At 66.3% G+C, this 16,386-nt stretch carries 6 protein-coding genes and 1 pseudogene; 2 read left to right on the forward strand and 5 right to left on the reverse strand.

Features of this window, described 5'->3' with window-relative positions; genetic code table 11:
- Window positions 1–286: 286 nt before the first annotated feature.
- Window positions 287–1,118: pseudogene (locus MPSD_RS20120) on the reverse strand (phthiotriol/phenolphthiotriol dimycocerosates methyltransferase).
- A 432-nt stretch (window positions 1,119–1,550) separates the two neighbouring features.
- On the opposite strand from MPSD_RS20120, the gene fadD28 reads away from it, so the two are divergent.
- Both fadD28 and MPSD_RS20130 read left to right on the forward strand, forming a co-directional pair.
- Window positions 1,551–3,293 (forward strand): fatty-acid--AMP ligase FAAL28/FadD28, encoded by a 1,743-nt coding sequence (fadD28, locus tag MPSD_RS20125; RefSeq protein WP_086084763.1) that lies wholly within the window; start codon window positions 1,551–1,553, stop codon window positions 3,291–3,293.
- Between the two features lies 1 nt (window position 3,294).
- Window positions 3,295–6,045 carry an MMPL family transporter gene (locus tag MPSD_RS20130; protein WP_086084762.1) on the forward strand — a complete coding sequence of 917 codons (2,751 nt, stop codon included), beginning with the start codon at window positions 3,295–3,297 and terminating at the stop codon, window positions 6,043–6,045.
- Between the two features lie 39 nt (window positions 6,046–6,084).
- Here MPSD_RS20130 and MPSD_RS20135 read toward each other — a convergent pair whose 3' ends face one another.
- The 4 genes from MPSD_RS20135 to MPSD_RS20150 form a co-directional block, all read right to left on the reverse strand.
- Entirely contained in the window at window positions 6,085–6,774 is a 690-nt protein-coding gene (locus MPSD_RS20135; RefSeq protein ID WP_011740064.1) for an LppX_LprAFG lipoprotein, read from the reverse strand.
- Between the two features lie 414 nt (window positions 6,775–7,188).
- Complete coding sequence (locus MPSD_RS20140; RefSeq protein ID WP_086084761.1) at window positions 7,189–13,503, reverse strand: type I polyketide synthase; 6,315 nt, start codon at window positions 13,501–13,503, stop codon at window positions 7,189–7,191.
- Window positions 13,504–13,519: 16 nt separating this feature from the next.
- Window positions 13,520–15,628: a p-hydroxybenzoic acid--AMP ligase FadD22 gene (locus tag MPSD_RS20145; protein ID WP_020786526.1), complete on the reverse strand. Its 2,109-nt coding sequence runs from the start codon at window positions 15,626–15,628 to the stop codon at window positions 13,520–13,522.
- Window positions 15,629–15,746: 118 nt separating this feature from the next.
- On the reverse strand, window positions 15,747–16,385 hold the full coding sequence (locus MPSD_RS20150) for a chorismate--pyruvate lyase family protein (RefSeq protein ID WP_012393568.1): 639 nt from the start codon (window positions 16,383–16,385) through the stop codon (window positions 15,747–15,749).
- Window position 16,386: the final 1 nt, after the last annotated feature.

The raw sequence follows: 16,386 nt of genomic DNA on the forward strand, positions 1-16,386 counted from the left end.
GTATATCGAGGGTCCGGACCCGAAGAACCCCGAGATCGGACGGTCCGACCGGCCTGCTGTGAGAAGAATGACCTTCAGCTGTGAGATGAATCGATCCGGCCGGCCAATCTCGCGTCACCCGGTGGCACACGTGGGCGAGGCCCCGAACCAGGACGCAGGGCCCCCCGAAGCCCCGAAGCCGCGCGCGGACCCACCAGGACAGCCCTCAATCCCGCCGTCAATCTTGTTCTGCTCCAACGCATTCGCATGACGTTGCTGCGGAGTAGGCAGGGGGCCGGTGGGGCGGCTACTCCTTGACGAAGCAGTACATCCGGTAGGAGATATCACCGCTTTGCATCAGGCGGTCCGCTTTGCATCAGGCGGTATAGGGGGGTGCCCGTCGCACCGATGTAGTTGCGGCCGGCGGCGCGCAAAAAGATCGGCAGATGGCGCTTTACCAGTTCTCGCGACTTCGGCGTATTGATGTCGATGCCGCGAAGGACCTCCGCGTTGATCTCGCGGTGCAAAATTTGCTGTAGCCCGGCAGCGGCCAGGGCAGCCTCCCATTCAGCGATCTCAGTGCAGGGGCGGATATTCGCGTATGCGAAGTACCCTCCTGGGCGCAGCACCCGCTTCACCTCTTCGAGGAAAACTGGAAACCGCGGGTAGCAATGTGAGGCTTCCACGTTGAGCACCACATCAAAGGATTCGTCCTCGAAAGGCAGGTCCTCGGCATCGCCTTGCACGAAATCCAAACCGGGCAGGTGGTGCCGTTGTTGGCAGAACTTGATGCCGGCCGGGTTCAGGTCCAATGCCGTATACGAGGCGGGGCCCAGGGTGCGGGTGAGGTAGGAGGCTCCCCCGCCATGGCCGCAACTGACCTCCAGCACGCGCTTACCACTCAGATCAGCCTGGGTCGCCGTCCGGTGATACAGGTTGATGTGGCATCGGTCCGGCTCGTCGGTCGCCTCCAATGGCAGGTCCATCGGCGGATCTTCCTCGTAAGCCCAGTTGATGAACACAAGCTCATCGGCACCGAGCCCACGGGCCATAAGCGGATACCAGTATTTCCAAATTTTCTTGTAGACCCGGGTGTGTGCGACGCCGGCGACGACACGGTGGGTACGACTTAAGGCCACGGGGAAGCAGTATGGCAGAGAACCTGTCCAAGAACGGCAAGAATGGCAAGAACGACAACGGCGCGTCCAGGAAAATTCGGCGTACCCCGCCACCGCAGTGCGGTGGCGGCCGGGAATATGGACAACGCCATTTGCTGTGCCCCTCGATTAACCGGCCCCCACCGCCGGTAGTGACCCGACCCGCCCCCAAGAAATGGGGCCCATCGACGGCAATCATTTCCCCGCGCATCCGGGCGCACAAGAAATCAAGATCAACCGGGTGGCTCGACCTGCCCGGCGTTGCGTGAACGTCCACTAAGCCACCGTTAAGCCACCGTTTAAACCATCGTTGAACTCGCGAAATGCGGCTTTTAGGGCCCGGTGGGGTGCCCGCCGCCCGGATTCGTGGGCAGGCCGGGGCAACGTTGCATCCAGGCCGGTAACGTGATGCCCATGAGTGCGCGTTCCCTTCCCGCGGCGCTTCGTGCCTGCGCCCGCCTGCAGCCCAACGACCCAGCGTTCACCTTCATGAACTACGAACAGAACTGGGACGGTGCAGCGGAGACGCTGACGTGGTCGCAGCTGTATCGGCGGACTCTGAACGTGGCCCGAGAGCTGAGCAGTTGCGGGTCGGTCGGTGACCGTGCGGTGATCTTGGCTCCGCAGGGACTCGAGTACGTCGTCGCTTTCCTCGGCGCGCTACAGGCCGGACGGATCGCGGTTCCGCTTTCGGTTCCCCAGGGTGGCGCCAGCGATGAGCGCGCCACATCGGTGCTTCGTGACGCGTCCCCGGTCGCGATTCTCACCACATCGCCGGTGATCGACGATGTGACCCAGCATGTTTCGGCTCAGTCCGCCGGGCCGGCTCCCTCGATCATCGAACTCGACCGGCTGGACCTGGACGCTGCGGCTGGATCCGGCGCCGGGACGGAGAACTACCCGGCCACAGCGTATCTGCAATACACCTCCGGATCGACCCGGGAACCGGCCGGCGTCATGCTTTCCCATCAGAATCTGGTGACCAACTTCGAACAGCTGATGTCGGGTTACTTCGCCGACACCGATGGGATCGCGCCACCGGACTCGACGCTGGTGTCGTGGCTGCCCTTCTACCACGACATGGGTTTGGTTCTGGGTGTCTGCGCACCGATTCTGGGTGGGTATCAGGCAGTGCTCACCAGCCCGGTGTCGTTCCTGCAGCGTCCGGCGCGGTGGCTGCAGATGCTGGCAACCAGTTCGCACGCATTTTCGGCAGCACCGAACTTCGCCTTCGAACTTGCGGCCAAGAAGGTATCGGATGACGACATGGCCGGGCTCGATCTCGGCAACGTGCTGACCATCCTCAGCGGCAGCGAGCGGGTACAGCCGGCAACCCTGAAACGCTTCGCCGACCGCTTTGCCCGCTTCAACCTGCAGGAAAAGGTGCTCCGCCCCTCCTACGGCTTGGCGGAGGCAACGGTGTATGTGTCGACCAGCAGACCGGGTCAACCACCCGAACTCGTCGAGTTCGATGCGGAGAGTTTGTCCACCGGCCAGGCCAAGCAGTGCGAAAGCGGAGCCGGCACCCAGTTGGTCAGCTACGTCTTGCCGCGCTCACCGATCGTGCGGGTCGTCGACCCCGACACCTGCACCGAGTGCCCGGACGGGACCGTCGGCGAAATCTGGGTGTGCGGCGACAACGTCGCCATCGGCTACTGGAACAAGCCCGAAGAAAGCGAACGGACCTTCGGCGGCAAGCTGGCCTCTCCCTCTGAAGGCACCCCGGAGGGGCCGTGGCTGCGAACGGGAGACTCCGGTTTCATCACTGACGGCAAGATGTTCATCATCGGCCGAATCAAGGATCTGTTGATCGTCTACGGGCGCAACCACTCTCCCGACGACATCGAGGCGACGATCCAGGAGATCACCCGGAGCCGCTGCGCGGCGATATCGGTTCCCGGAGACCGCAGCACCGAGAAGCTGGTGGCCATCATCGAATACCGACGCCGCGGCGACTCGGACCAAGAGGCGATGGACATGCTGGTCGCCGTCAAGCGTGAAGTCACCTCGGCCCTGTCGAATTCGCACGGCCTCAGCGTCGCGGATCTGGTTCTGGTAGCGCCGGGTTCGATCCCGACCACCACTAGCGGCAAGGTCAGGCGGGCTGCGTGCGTCGAGCAGTATCGACAGCAGCAGTTCGCCCGCCTGGACGCCTAGCGTGTCAACCGACGGTACCCATAGGTCGTCGCGGCTGGTCAACTTCCTCATCGTCGCCGCCTGGATTGCGGTGGCGGTGATCGCGAATCTGGCTGTGGTGCTAGCGCCGGGAAAGTCCAGCGATGCCGGCTCGGCGCTGTTGTCGCCGGATTCCACGGCGTCTGCCGCCAGCAGCCGGATTGGGCAGGCCTTCCCGGGCACCGGCACCAACGCGGTCGCCTACCTGGTGGTGGATGGGCCCGACACCCTTGGGCCCGCCGATCAGAGCTACTACGACGCGGCGGTTAACGCGCTGCGCGCGGACAGCCGCCACATCGGTTCCGTCCTCGACTGGTGGTCAGATCCTCTGACGGTCCCGCTGGGAACCGGCTCCGATGGCCACTCGGCGATGGCGATGGTCTGGCTGGTGGGCCAGGCCGGGTCGACCCAGGCGCGGGAATCGCTGCAAGCCGCGCAATCGGTGGTGCACAATCTGCCGGCAAGTGCGGGGCTGCGTGCCCGCGTCGTAGGTCCGACCACGTCGAGCAGCGTGCCCGCGCACATGACGGTGTGGCAGGGCGCGGTGATCGTGCTCGCCACTGCGGTGATTGCCGTCCTATTACTGCTGTGGGCGCGCCGCTCGCTCGTGGCCGCCGCAGTCGTGCTGCTGACCGCCGGCCTCTCGCTCGCGGTGGCGTGGCCGCTGGCCGCCGCGCTGCGCGCTATCCCCGGACAGAACATCTCGGTCTTCACCGTGTTCTCCGCGACCCTGGCCGCGGTCCTGACAATCGGCGCGATCGCCGCTTCCACCATGCTGGTCGCACGGCCCGGACATGCCCCGGGTGCCACCGCGGCCCAGCCGCTGGGCCGATCGGCATCCCGCGACAACCTGGCCGCGTTGGCCATGCCCGCAGCGGGCGTCGCGATACTCACCGCCCCGCTACTGCTGGCCCGAACGCCCGCGCTCCACGGCGTCGGCGTCGCCGCGCTGGGTGTCGTTGTGGCACTCGCGGCTTCGCTGACGCTGTTGCCTGCCCTGATCGGGCTCACCGGGCCGTCACGGCTGTCCTCGTCACGACCCGTCGGCGCCCGCCGCACACTGCCCGTGTCGATACCGCGCACCGCCGTAGTCGCCGCCCTGGTGCTCGCGGTGTGTGCGGTACCGGTCATCGGGATGCAATGGGGCATCGGTGACGGCCCGGTGAACCCGGCCGCAGGCGGCACCAAGCGGGCGTTACCTTGGCAACCGCTGCCTGACGTGGTGATGCTGGAAGCCAAGCACGATCTGTCAGATCCAGCCGGGCTCATTGCCATCGACCAGGTCAGCCACCGGCTGATGGAGATTCCCGGCGTCCGCAGGGTGGAGTCGGCGGCATGGCCGGCCGGTGTGCCCTGGACCGACGCGTCGCTGACCGCCGCTGCCGGAAAACTCAGCGATGAGCTCGATCGCGGGGCCGGCTCCTTCATGCCGCAGGTGAGAGCGATCAAGACGTTGGGGTCGATCGTCGATCAGATGTCCGGCGCGGTCGACGAACTGGACCGCAGCGTCACCGCCGGTCTGGCCGGGGCGGCCCAAATCCAGCAGAACGTCGACCTGCTGATATCTGGCACCAAGAACATCAAAGGCGTGACCGTGGAGTTGTCCGGATATTTGGATCCGGTCCGCGGTTGGATGGGCGACGTCCCGAACTGTCCCGGCGACATGTTGTGTGTCGCCGCGGGCAAGGTGATCGATCCCGTCGACAGGGTGGTCGACGACGTGAAGTTGCTCACCGACGGGGCCGATCGCATCGCCGCGGTATCGCGCAAGACGGTGGGCGCGTTCTCCTCCGCGCCGCAGGTGGTCGCTCAGATGCAATCGGCACTGGCCCAGCTGCAGTCTTTTGTGCCCAACCTGGAAACGACCATCGAGAACACCCTCCCGCAGCTGGTGCAGGTGTCGGCGTTCTTGAAAAATCTCAGGCTCGATTTCGCCAACACCGGCCAGGGTGGCTTCTATCTATCCGGTAAGGCCCTCGCGGACCCGTCTTATCAGCAGGTCCGGCAGTCGATGTTTTCGGCGGACGGGACGGCCACCCGGCTACTCGTCTTCTCCGAGGGCAACCCCGGTCTGGACGCGTCGGCAAGGGCACAACAGCTCGAAGCCGCGGCCGGCAAGGCGATGAAGTACGGGAGCCTCGAGGACGCCGAGATCACCGTGAACGGGGCCGCCCAAGTGGCCACCGACGTCCGGGACTCCCTCACCCACGATGCCGTGCTGCTGGCCGCCATGATGCTGGCGGCGGTGGTTCTGGTCAGCATGTGGCGCGGAGCGCTCACCGCCGTTGTGATGGCAGTCGGGTTGCTCGCGGCCTACCTCGCCGCGCTGGGCATTTCGACGGCCCTCTGGCAATACCTGGCGGGGCGTGAGATCCCCGCGGCGGTGCCGTTGGTGTCCTTCGCCATCCTGGCGGCGTGCGGGCTTCCCTATCTGCTGGATCGCACCGCCACCCCGATCAGCACCGAAGCCCCGATCACCTCCGACGCACAACCCGCGGATACCGCGGCGCTGCGCAACGCCGGTGCGCCGCTGGCGGCCCTGACCGCGGTCTTCGGCCTGGGTTTGGTGCTGGTCTCAGCCGGGTCGTTGGGCGCGCTGAGTCAGATCGGCACCGTGGTGCTGTTCGGCGTCGCCGCGCTGACGGTGCTGGCACGGGTGTGCATTCCAGCCGCGATGCAAGATCGGGCTGACCGCACCACCGTCGCGACCGAACCGGTCGCCCAGCCCGACTAGCAATCGACTTGGCACCGGTCAACGGCCGGCCCGCCGCAATCAGTCGACGTTGACCGGTTCATTCCATTTGGACAACGTGACCTCGACGGCCCCGGAACCGAGGTCCACGTTGGCCCGAACGAGGCGGTGCGAACCGTCCTGGGCGATCCACACGGTCGCCGGTCGCGGACTGCGCGCGCCAGGATCCAAGATCTTGACGCTGTCCGTTGGCAGCGTTCCGGTGATCTTGCTGGTCTGAATTCCGTTGATGACCTCGTTGCCCTGCGACTGCAGGTTGTTAACACCGGAGAGCAACTTCGTCACCCCATTGATGGGGTCCAGCACGCGTGAGGCCGACAGGTCGGACACGGAGCCCAGATTGCTCCAGTCGTCGAACAGTTTGACCGAGATGTTGTCGTCCTTGATGCGGAACGGGACACCCGCCTCGCCGTTGTAGGTGCAGTCACCCTTGGCGGCAAGCGGTTTGGCCTGGACATTCACGTCGGCGCTACTGATCCCGAGCATGCTGTCGACTTTCCCGGTCGTGCGGATCGCCAGATGCGCGCTGGTCAAGGCCTTTGTCGCGTCGAGCGACTGCTCGATCTCGGCCATCAACGCCGGGTCGGCCGGTACCGTGGTCGAACTTTGAGCCTCGGGTTGCGTTTTGTCAGAAGAACATCCGGACAGCCACAACACCAGTCCAAGCGCTACCAGAAGGGCGGAAATAACCGCCGGTTTCCTATGGTTCATTCCCTACCACCTCGCTGATATTCGCTGTATTGGTCCAAGCCGCTTGCACCGCGGGCAGCACCGAACCCAGCGCAGGGTTCGGTCATGAGCGGGCCGACAGCAATACCGCTCACCGCTCTGGTGTCCGGCACTGTGCCCTCTGGCGGCCCTACGGCGCAGCACGATTGGCCGCGCGTCGTCCATCAAATTGGCCAACAAAACATTCGGCGCGTCTCGGTGGACCCGAACATCATGCGCTTGCTGGCGTACCCGATCGTAGCGTGCGTCGACGTGGCCTCGCGGCCGCGGCCAGCATCGGCTCATCGACCACCCTGATGCACATACCGGCCATACCGGTGAGTTAGCCAGCGCTTCAGTCCTTTCCAGCGATCCGTCGCGTCCCGCCAACTCACCGGCAACCGGCGCTCGTCCCTGCTACGCAGTTACCGAAACCATCTCGCCGTCGGATTCGGGCAGCTTTTCTTCTTCGGCTTGGGTCGCCTGGCTGTCCGGAATCTGCCGGCCGACATATTCGGCGATCGCAGTCGGTGTCGGATGGTCGAAGATCACCGTGGGTGGCAACGTCAGGCCCGTGGCGCTCTTGAGCCGGTTGCGCAGTTCTACCGCGGTCAGCGAGTCGAAGCCAAGGTCCTGGAATCCTGCCTCCGGATCGATGTCCTCGGGGGACGGCCGGCCCAGCACCGCGGCGGCCTGCAAACACACCAGGCCGACCAGGGCGTCTTGGCGTTCGCCTGCGCTCAGCCCATTGAGGCGCTCGGCCAGCGCCGACTTCGACTGGGCGGCATCACCGGTGTCCTCGATCTGGCGCCGCCGCGGCCGGCGCACCACCCCGGCGAACAACGGCGGCAAGCCGCCGGCCTGAGCCCGGGCCTCCAGGGCGGGCCGATCCAAGAGCGTAGCCACCATGAGGGGATGGTTGATCGCCAGCACCGCATCGAGCAGCCCTACCGCCTGCTCCGGGTTCATCGGAGCCAGCCCACTGCGGCTCATCCGGGCCAAGTCGCGGCTGCTCAGATGGGCAGCCATGCCGCCGGACTGCTCCCACAGCCCCCACGCCACCGATATCCCGGCCAACCCCGCGGCTTGCCGATGCGCCGCCAACCCGTCCAGGAACGAGTTTGCTGCCGAGTAGTTGCCCTGCCCCGGCGAGCCGACGGTCGCCGCGATCGAGGAACACAGCACGAACATCGACAAATCCAGATCCAAGGTGGCCTCGTGCAGATTCCAGGCCGCATCCACCTTGGCCCGCAATACGGTATCGATCCGCTCCGGTGTCAGTGAGCTGATCACCGCGTCGTCGAGCACACCGGCGGCGTGAATCACGCCACGCACCGGCGGGTACTCCCCCGACAACCGGGCCAACATCGCCTCCACCGCGCCGCGGTCCGCCACATCACAGGCCACCACCTGCACATTGGCGCCGGCCTCGGACAACTCGGCGGCCAGTTCGGCAGCCCCCTCGGCCCGATCGCCTCGCCTACTGGCCAACACCAGATGACGCACGCCGTAGGCGTCGAGCATGTGGCGGGCCAGCACCGCACCAACCGCCCCGGTGGCACCGGTGATCAGCACCGTTGCATCGGCGAGCCCGTCGGCCAGCGCCGACGGCATGGTCAGCACCACCTTGCCGATGTGGCGGGCCTGGCTCATGAACCGGAAGGCCGCCGGCGCGCAGCGCACGTCCCAGGTGGTGACCGGCAACCGATGCAGCACTGCGGTGTCGAACAGCTCCCGCACCTCGGCCAGCATCTCCTGCATGCGCACCGGGCCGGCCTCGGACAGGTCGAAAGCCCGGTACCACACGCCGGGGTAGTTGGCGGCGATCTTGTCGGCGTCGCGGATATCGGTCTTGCCCATCTCGAGGAAACGCCCGCCGCGTACCAGCAGTCGCAGCGAAGCATCCACGAAATCACCGGCCAGCGAGTCGAGCACCACATCGACCCCACGGCCGTCGGTGACCGCGAGGAACTTCTCCTCGAAGTCCAGCGTGCGGGAGTCGCCGATGTGGTCGTCGTCAAATCCCATGGCGCGCAGCGTGTCCCACTTGCCGCGGCTGGCGGTGACGAAGATCTCGACGCCCCAGTGGCGAGCCAGCTGCACCGCCGCCATGCCCACACCACCGGTTCCGGCATGGATCAACACCGATTCGCCGGGCTGTATCTTGGCCAGGTCCTGCAACCCGAACAGGGCCGTCAGGAACACCACCGGCACGGCGGCAGCCTGGGCGAACGACCACCCTTGTGGCATCCGGGTGATCAGCTGCTGGTCCACGACCGACAGCGGACCGGCACCACCAAGGAAACCCATCACCGAGTCACCGACGGCAACCCCGGATACCTGCGGACCGACCTCGAGGACCACCCCCGCGCCTTCTGCCCCCAGCGGCGGGGCCTCACCGGGATACATCCCCAATGCCGCCACCACGTCGCGGAAATTGACACCGACCGCACGCACCGCCACCCGGACCTGTCCGGCCGCCAAGGGCGCCTGGACCTCCGGACAAGGCTCGATCACCAGGTCCTCCAACGTTCCGCCGCCACCGGCGGCCAACCGCCACGCCGACTCATCCGCCGGCACCGCCAGCAGCGGCGCGGCCGGGGCCAGCCGAGCGGCGTGTGCCACGCCGGAGCGCACCACGAGTTGGGGTTCCCCAACTGCGACCAGCTCCGCCGCCTCCACCGCGGCGTCCGCGTCGACCAGCACGATCCGGCCGGGATTCTCGGCCTGCGCCGACCGCACGATTCCCCATACCGCAGCGCCGGCCAGGTCGCTGACGTTCTCGCCGGGCATCGCCACGGCGCCGTGGGTCAACACCACCAAGGTGCCCGCGCGGTCCCCGTCGAACCAGGACTGCAACACCTCCAGGGCGGCGTGGGTGGCCGCATACACCGACCCCGCCACATCCTCGCCTGCGGGGTTGGGCTCCCACACCACCACACCGGCATCGCCGGCCGCGCCACCGTCACCGCCGGCGCAGAAGTCCGCCCACGACACCACGGCGGGCTGAGCAGACCCGTTGGTGCCGCTCCCGCTCAGCGGTATCGGCGACCAGATCACGTCCAGTGGTCCCTGGTCGGGTGCGCCACCGCCGGCCGCCGCAACCGCGGCGCGCAGCTGGGCCGCCGACATCGCCCGGGTGACCAGCGCGCCCACCGTCAACACCGGCAGCCCCGCGGCATCGGCGATCTCCACCGAGATCGAATCCGGCCCGGACATGGTCAGGCGCGCCCGCACCCGGCCGGCACCGCCGGCGTGCAGCGACACGCCCCACCAGCAGAACGGCAGCTTTGTCTCATCGGAATCCGGGTTCTGCTCGGCGGTCAGCCCCAGCGCGTGCAGCACCGCGTCCAGTACCACCGGGTGCATTCCCATCTTGTCGACGGCCACTCCGGAGGGAGCGACCACCTCGGCGAACAGCTCGGAATCGCGCCGCCAGACCCCCACCAGCCCCTGAAATCCCGGGCCGTAGGCATAGCCGCGGTCGGCCAGCTGCGCATAGCCATCGGAGATGTCGACGCTCTCGGCGCCCTCCGGCGGCCAGACCGACAGATCCGCACCGGAGCTTGCCGCCTCGACCCCCAACATGCCCTCGGCATTGAGCAGCCAGTCCTCGCTCTGATCACCGCGCGAATACACCGACAGCACCCGGTTCCCGGAGTCATCGGCGGCTCCCACGATCACCTGCACCTGCACGCCCATTCCGGGGTGCAGCACCAGCGGCGCGGCCAGCACCAACTCCTCGACGACGGCACAGCCGACCTCGTCACCGGCGCGGATGGCCAATTCCACAAAGCCCGCCCCGGGGAACAGCACGACTCCGCCGATCACGTGATCGGCCAGCCAAGGCTGATCGGCCAGCGCCAGCCGGCCGGTCAACACCACGCCACCGGAATCGGGACGCTCGACCACCGCACCCAACAGGGCATGCTCGGCACCGCCGAGACCCAGTCCGGTCGCGTCGGCGGGCCCATCGGCGCCCGGTACCTCCCAGAACCGCCGGCGCTGGAAGGCGTACGTCGGCAGGTCCACCCGGGTGGCACCCGAGCCGGCAAATACCGCCGGCCAATCCACCGACATCCCGGTGCTGAACAGCTGGCCGAACGCGGTGAGCACCGAGGCCACCTCGGGACGGTCCTTGCCCAGCATCGACACCACGACCGCCTCGGCGGGCGCCAGCGACTGCTCGATGGAGCCGGTCAATCCGCTACCGGGTCCGACCTCCACGAAATGGGTCACCCCGAGTGTGTGCAGCTGCCGCGCGCTGTCGGCGAAGCGCACCGCCCGCCGAACGTGCTCGACCCAATACTGCGCAGATCCGAAACCGCCATCGGCACTGGCCAATTCGCCCGTCACATTCGACACCAGCGCGATCTGTGGTTCCCGCGCCTCAACCTGGGCGGCGATCCGCGCGAACTCCTCGAGCATCGGCTCCATCAGGGGCGAATGGAACGCATGCGAGACCGCCAGCCGATGCACCCGCCAACCCTGCTGGGCGAACTGGTCGGAGATGGCGGTCACCGCGGCCTCGGCCCCGGAGATCACCACCGATTTGGGGGCGTTGATCGCGGCGATGCCCACACCGTCGGTCAGTGACGGCAACACCTCGTCTTCGGCGGCGGCCACCGCCACCATGGCTCCGCCGGCCGGCAGGGCCTGCATCAACCGGCCGCGCGCAACCACCAGCATGGCCGCATCGGCCAATGTCAGCACCCCGGCGACGTAGGCCGCGGACAGCTCTCCCACCGAGTGGCCCATCACGAAGTCGGGCTGCAGTCCCCAGCGTTGCAGCGCCGCGAACAACGCCACCTCCACCGCGAACAATGCCGGCTGAGCAAATTCGGTGCTATCCAGCAGCGCCGCATCGGATCCCCACATAACTTCACGCAGAGGGATTCTCAGATGGCGGTCCAGCTCGTCGGCCACCGCGTCAAATGCTTCAGCAAACACTGGAAGTTGGTCATGGAGTTCCCGGGCCATGCCGATGCGCTGCGAGCCCTGCCCGGGGAATACCACGGCGGTCTTGCCTACCGACCCCGCTTGCCCGGTCACCACGCCCGCGCCCGGCGCGCCGTCGGCCAGCGTCGCCAGACCGGTCAGCAATTGCTGGCGATCGGCGCCGACCACCACGGCCCGATGCTCGAACGCCGATCGGCCCGCCAACGAGAACCCGATGTCGACCGGGTTGGACTGCGGGTCGGCTTGGACATGGGCCAACAGTCGGCCGGCCTGCGCCGTCAGCGCCTCGGCCGATCGCGCCGAAATCACCCATGGCACCACCGGCAAACTCGGCTCGCCCTTGTTGGATTCGCTGTCCGGCACCGCTTCCGGTGCCGGAGCCTCTTCCAGGATCACGTGCGCGTTGGTGCCGCTGATCCCGAACGAGGACACACCGGCCCGGCGCGGGCGCCCGGCATCCGGCCAGTCCCGAGCCTCGGCCAGCACCGACACCGCGCCGCTTTCCCAATCCACTCGTTTGGAAGGCTCATCGACGTGCAGCGACGCCGGCATCAGGCCGTGCCGCATGGCCTGCACCATCTTGATCACCCCTGCCACACCCGCGGCGGCCTGAGTGTGACCCATGTTCGATTTGATCGAGCCCACCCACAGCGGCTGATCCGTCGGGCGTCCCTGCCCATAGGTGGCCAACAACGCCTCGGCTTCGATGGGATCACCCAATGTGGTTGCGGTCCCGTGGGCCTCGACCACGTCGACATCGGCGGAAGTCAGCCCACAATTTGCCAATGCCGCCTGGATCACGCGCTGCTGGGCGAGCCCATTGGGCGCGGTCAGGCCGTTGGACGCGCCGTCCTGATTGATCGCGCTGCCCCGCACCACCGCCAATACGTTGTGTCCGTTGCGTTGCGCATCGGATAGCCGCTCGAGCACCAGCACCCCGGCACCTTCGCCCCAGCCGGTCCCGTCGGCCGCCGCGGCAAATGCCTTGCATCGCCCATCTGCGGCCAACCCCCGCTGCCGACTGAACCCGACGAAGATCGACGGCAGCCCCATCACCGTCACACCACCGGCCAATGCCATGTCGCATTCCCCGGAACGCAACGAGGCCATCGCCCAATGGATCGCCACCAACGACGACGAGCACGCCGTATCCACCGACAGCGCCGGGCCTTCCAGCCCCAGCACGTAAGCGACCCGTCCCGAGGCCACACTCACCGGCGAGCCGGTCAGCCCGTACCCCTGCAACGCACCGACGTCCTTGCCGCCGTAGCTGGGCGCGAAAATTCCGGTGAAGACCCCCGTCGAGGACCCGCGCAACGACATCGGGTCGATCCCGGCATGCTCGAGCGCCTCCCAGGAGACCTCCAGCATGAGCCGCTGCTGGGGATCCATCGCCAGGACCTCACTTGGCGGGATGCCGAAGAACCCGGCATCGAAGTTGGTAGCGTTCTCGACAAACGCACCCCACCGCGTGTAGGTCTTGCCCTCGGCATCCGGATCCGGGTCAAACAACCCCTCGGTGTCCCACCCTCGGTCATTCGGGAACTCCGTTACGGCGTCGCGCCCCTGCGAAACCAGATCCCACAGCCCTTCCGGGCCATCCGCGCCGCCGGGAAACCGGCAGCCGATTCCTACCACCGCCACCGGCTCGGTTGCGCGTTGTTCGTATTCCCGCAGTCGCGCGCGTGCCTCGTCGAGCTCGACAGCGACCTTCTTCAGGTAGCGGAAGAGCTTGTCGTTCTGCTGGTCGGCGCTTTCACCGCTGGTGGTCATACTCAGTTGCTCCTGTTCATGATTCGCCAAATTCCGAATCGATCAGCTGGAAAATTTCGTCGGGGGTCGAGGCGGCGGCGATGCGCTGGCCCCAGTGCTCCTGCCCTTCGGTGATCGTGCCGAGCAGGGCACGCAACCGTTCGGCCACTCGCGGCTTCTCACCGTCGGCGATGGCCGCGGTCAGCTCTTCGACCTTGTTCAGCTGCGCTTCGATCAGCGGCAGCGCCCGCGCGCCGCTGCGCGCTGACTGCGGCGTCACCCGCCGGTCCGCGCCGGACAGTTCGGCCTCCAGGTACTGGGCCAGTCCCAATATCGAGCCGTAGTCCCACCCAACCGTCTCGGGCACGCGCAACCCGGTGGCCGCGGCCAATCGGTGGCAGAGTTCGACGGTCATCTGCGAGTCGAAGCCGAGCTCCGAGAAGGCGAGATCGCGATTGACCGAGCGCGGATCCGGCTCACCGAGCATCTTCGCGGTCTCCCCGCATACGGCGTCGAGTACCAGCCGGTGACGTTCCTGCTGCAGCGCGGCCAGCCGCTCTTTGAGGCTCACTTCGCGGGAGCCCGAAACCAGGGCAGACGCCGACTGATCATCGAGTTGGCCGGGCGCGTCGGACCGGTGCTCGGCCGAAGCGAGTTCCCAGATCGGCTTGGCCGGGGTCTGGCCACGCAGCGCGCTGCGCAACAACTTCCCGTTGGCGGTTCTGGGAAGTCGCTCAACAACGGCAAATCGGTGCGGCACCTTGAATGCAGACAGGCGGGTGAGCAATCGTCGGTGGATGTCGCGCATGACCGACCCGTCAATGCCCTCGGCGCTCGCCGGAACGAGAAATGCCTGCAGTGTCGATGCGCCGGTGGCTTCCTTGACTCCAACCACCGCGACCTCGGCGACAGCGTCCTCCTCGACGATCAGCCGCTCGATCTCGCGCGGATTGATATTGACCGCCCCGACGATTTCGGTGTCGTCCGCGCGGCAGGCGTAGGTGACCCATCCGTCGTCGTCGATGCAGACCCGGTCACGCGTGTCCAGCCAACCCTCATCTGTCAGCAGCGGCTCCGGCCAGTTCCAATAGCTCTCGGCAATCGACGGTCCGCGGACCCAGAGGTCACCCTCCACCCCGGGCCCGGCGGCCGCACCGTCCGGTGCCACGACGCGAATCTGGTAGGGCGGAAGAACCTTGCCCAGGCTCCCCGGGCGCCACTCGTCGACGGTATTGGATACGAACGTCTGCCCGACCTCGGTCGATCCGACCCCGTCCAGGATCGGGATACCGCCAAAGAATTCGGTGAGCCGCTCGGCCAGCCCCACCTCCACGGCCTCGCCCGCCGATACCACGCATCGCACCGAACGGAACGAATCCGCAGAACACGCGTCGACAACTCTGGCAAAGAAATTCGGCACACCGTAGAGCACCGAGGGCTCGAATCGGGCGCTCAGCGTCGCCGCGACTTCCGCGCCCACCGGTAGCGGATTGACCACCGCCGAACTGCCGGTGGCCAGCGGAAACCAGACCGAATTTCCCAGGCCATAGGCGAAATACATGCGCGCGCTGCTCAGCCCGATGTCGGCGGGAGTCAGCCGCAACGCATTGCGACACATGGCCTCGACAAACGCGAACACGTCGCAGTGCCGGTGAATCGCCGCCTTGGGCGGACCCGTTGTACCGGAGGTGTAGGTGGCATACGCGGCGGCGTCACCACCCAAGATCTCGTAGTCCGCCGGCCCGACCCGGGCCGCCTCGGAAAATAGATCCGCGGCATCCGCCACCGTCGACGGCGCAAATCGGTCACAAAGAGGACCGGAGGTGATTACCAGCGCCGCCTGCGTGTCCCGCTCCTGGAACGCGTGGTCGTCACGGTGCAGCTCCGGGTTTGCCAGAAACGCCAGGATCCCGCGTGCCAGGCATGCCAGCAAAACCTGCACCAGCTCCGGCGAATCCGGCATACACAGCAGGACACGATCCCCCCTGCAAAGGCCACGATTGGCTAGCACCGCGCCGAGCCGTGCGGCTCCATCATGGATCTGACCATGAGTCACCACATCCGGCGCGTAATAGGCAGGCTGGTCAGTCCATCCCGCTTCCGATGCCCGCTCGGCGAGCAGTCCCGCTACATTCTCATTCCGCATTATTGGATGACCGCCCTAGCCGATGCTGTTTCTGGCTTGCCGACTGAATTGGATCCATGGATACAAATTCTGCGACCTCTGGCATCGTCACCCCCATAAACCCACGGGGAACCGGCCATTAGGTACAAATCGATCTCCCACTCCTCGCACTGGTACCGACGGAACGTTGGTGACGAATAGGTTCTTCACGCGAATTATCTTCGAATACACTTCGGAGAAAATACTCGGTGATGATAATCACCGGCCGGCCTTCCGCGATCACACGGTACTGACGGCCGACAACTTTCGGCGGCAAGTTACGACGCCGATCGAGCGCGAGCCAGGCCGGTGACTCTCCCGCCCAGACCTTCGCCTCTTCCTTAAAGGTTTCAATACAGCTGGCGGCCATCACCTCGCCAATAGGACGATGCGTTTCCAGCAGGCTCGCCACGATTTCGGGAGGCAGCAAGTCGATGGCAATGAATGATTCTGCGGCGACGAACGGAATTCCCGACCTGCGGCCCTTCAGCACGATATCGCGCCGCAAGACGCGGCCGATCGAAGAATGGTCGCACCCATCCATTTCCGGCGCGGCATCCTGAATCTGCTGCTTGACTATCTCTACGACGATCTCGTCGTTGGCAAGCACGTTCAGAATCCGAGTGAGGGTGCCGTTCGTCGCTATCAGTATCCGAAGGTCGCGATTGAGCTTTCGGATATCTTCATCAGACAGATGACACTCGGTCATTTCTTGTTTCTCGGGTAAAGCCGCCAACATG

The organism is Mycobacterium pseudoshottsii JCM 15466 (assembly GCF_003584745.1).
GTDB classification, from domain to species: domain Bacteria; phylum Actinomycetota; class Actinomycetes; order Mycobacteriales; family Mycobacteriaceae; genus Mycobacterium; species Mycobacterium marinum.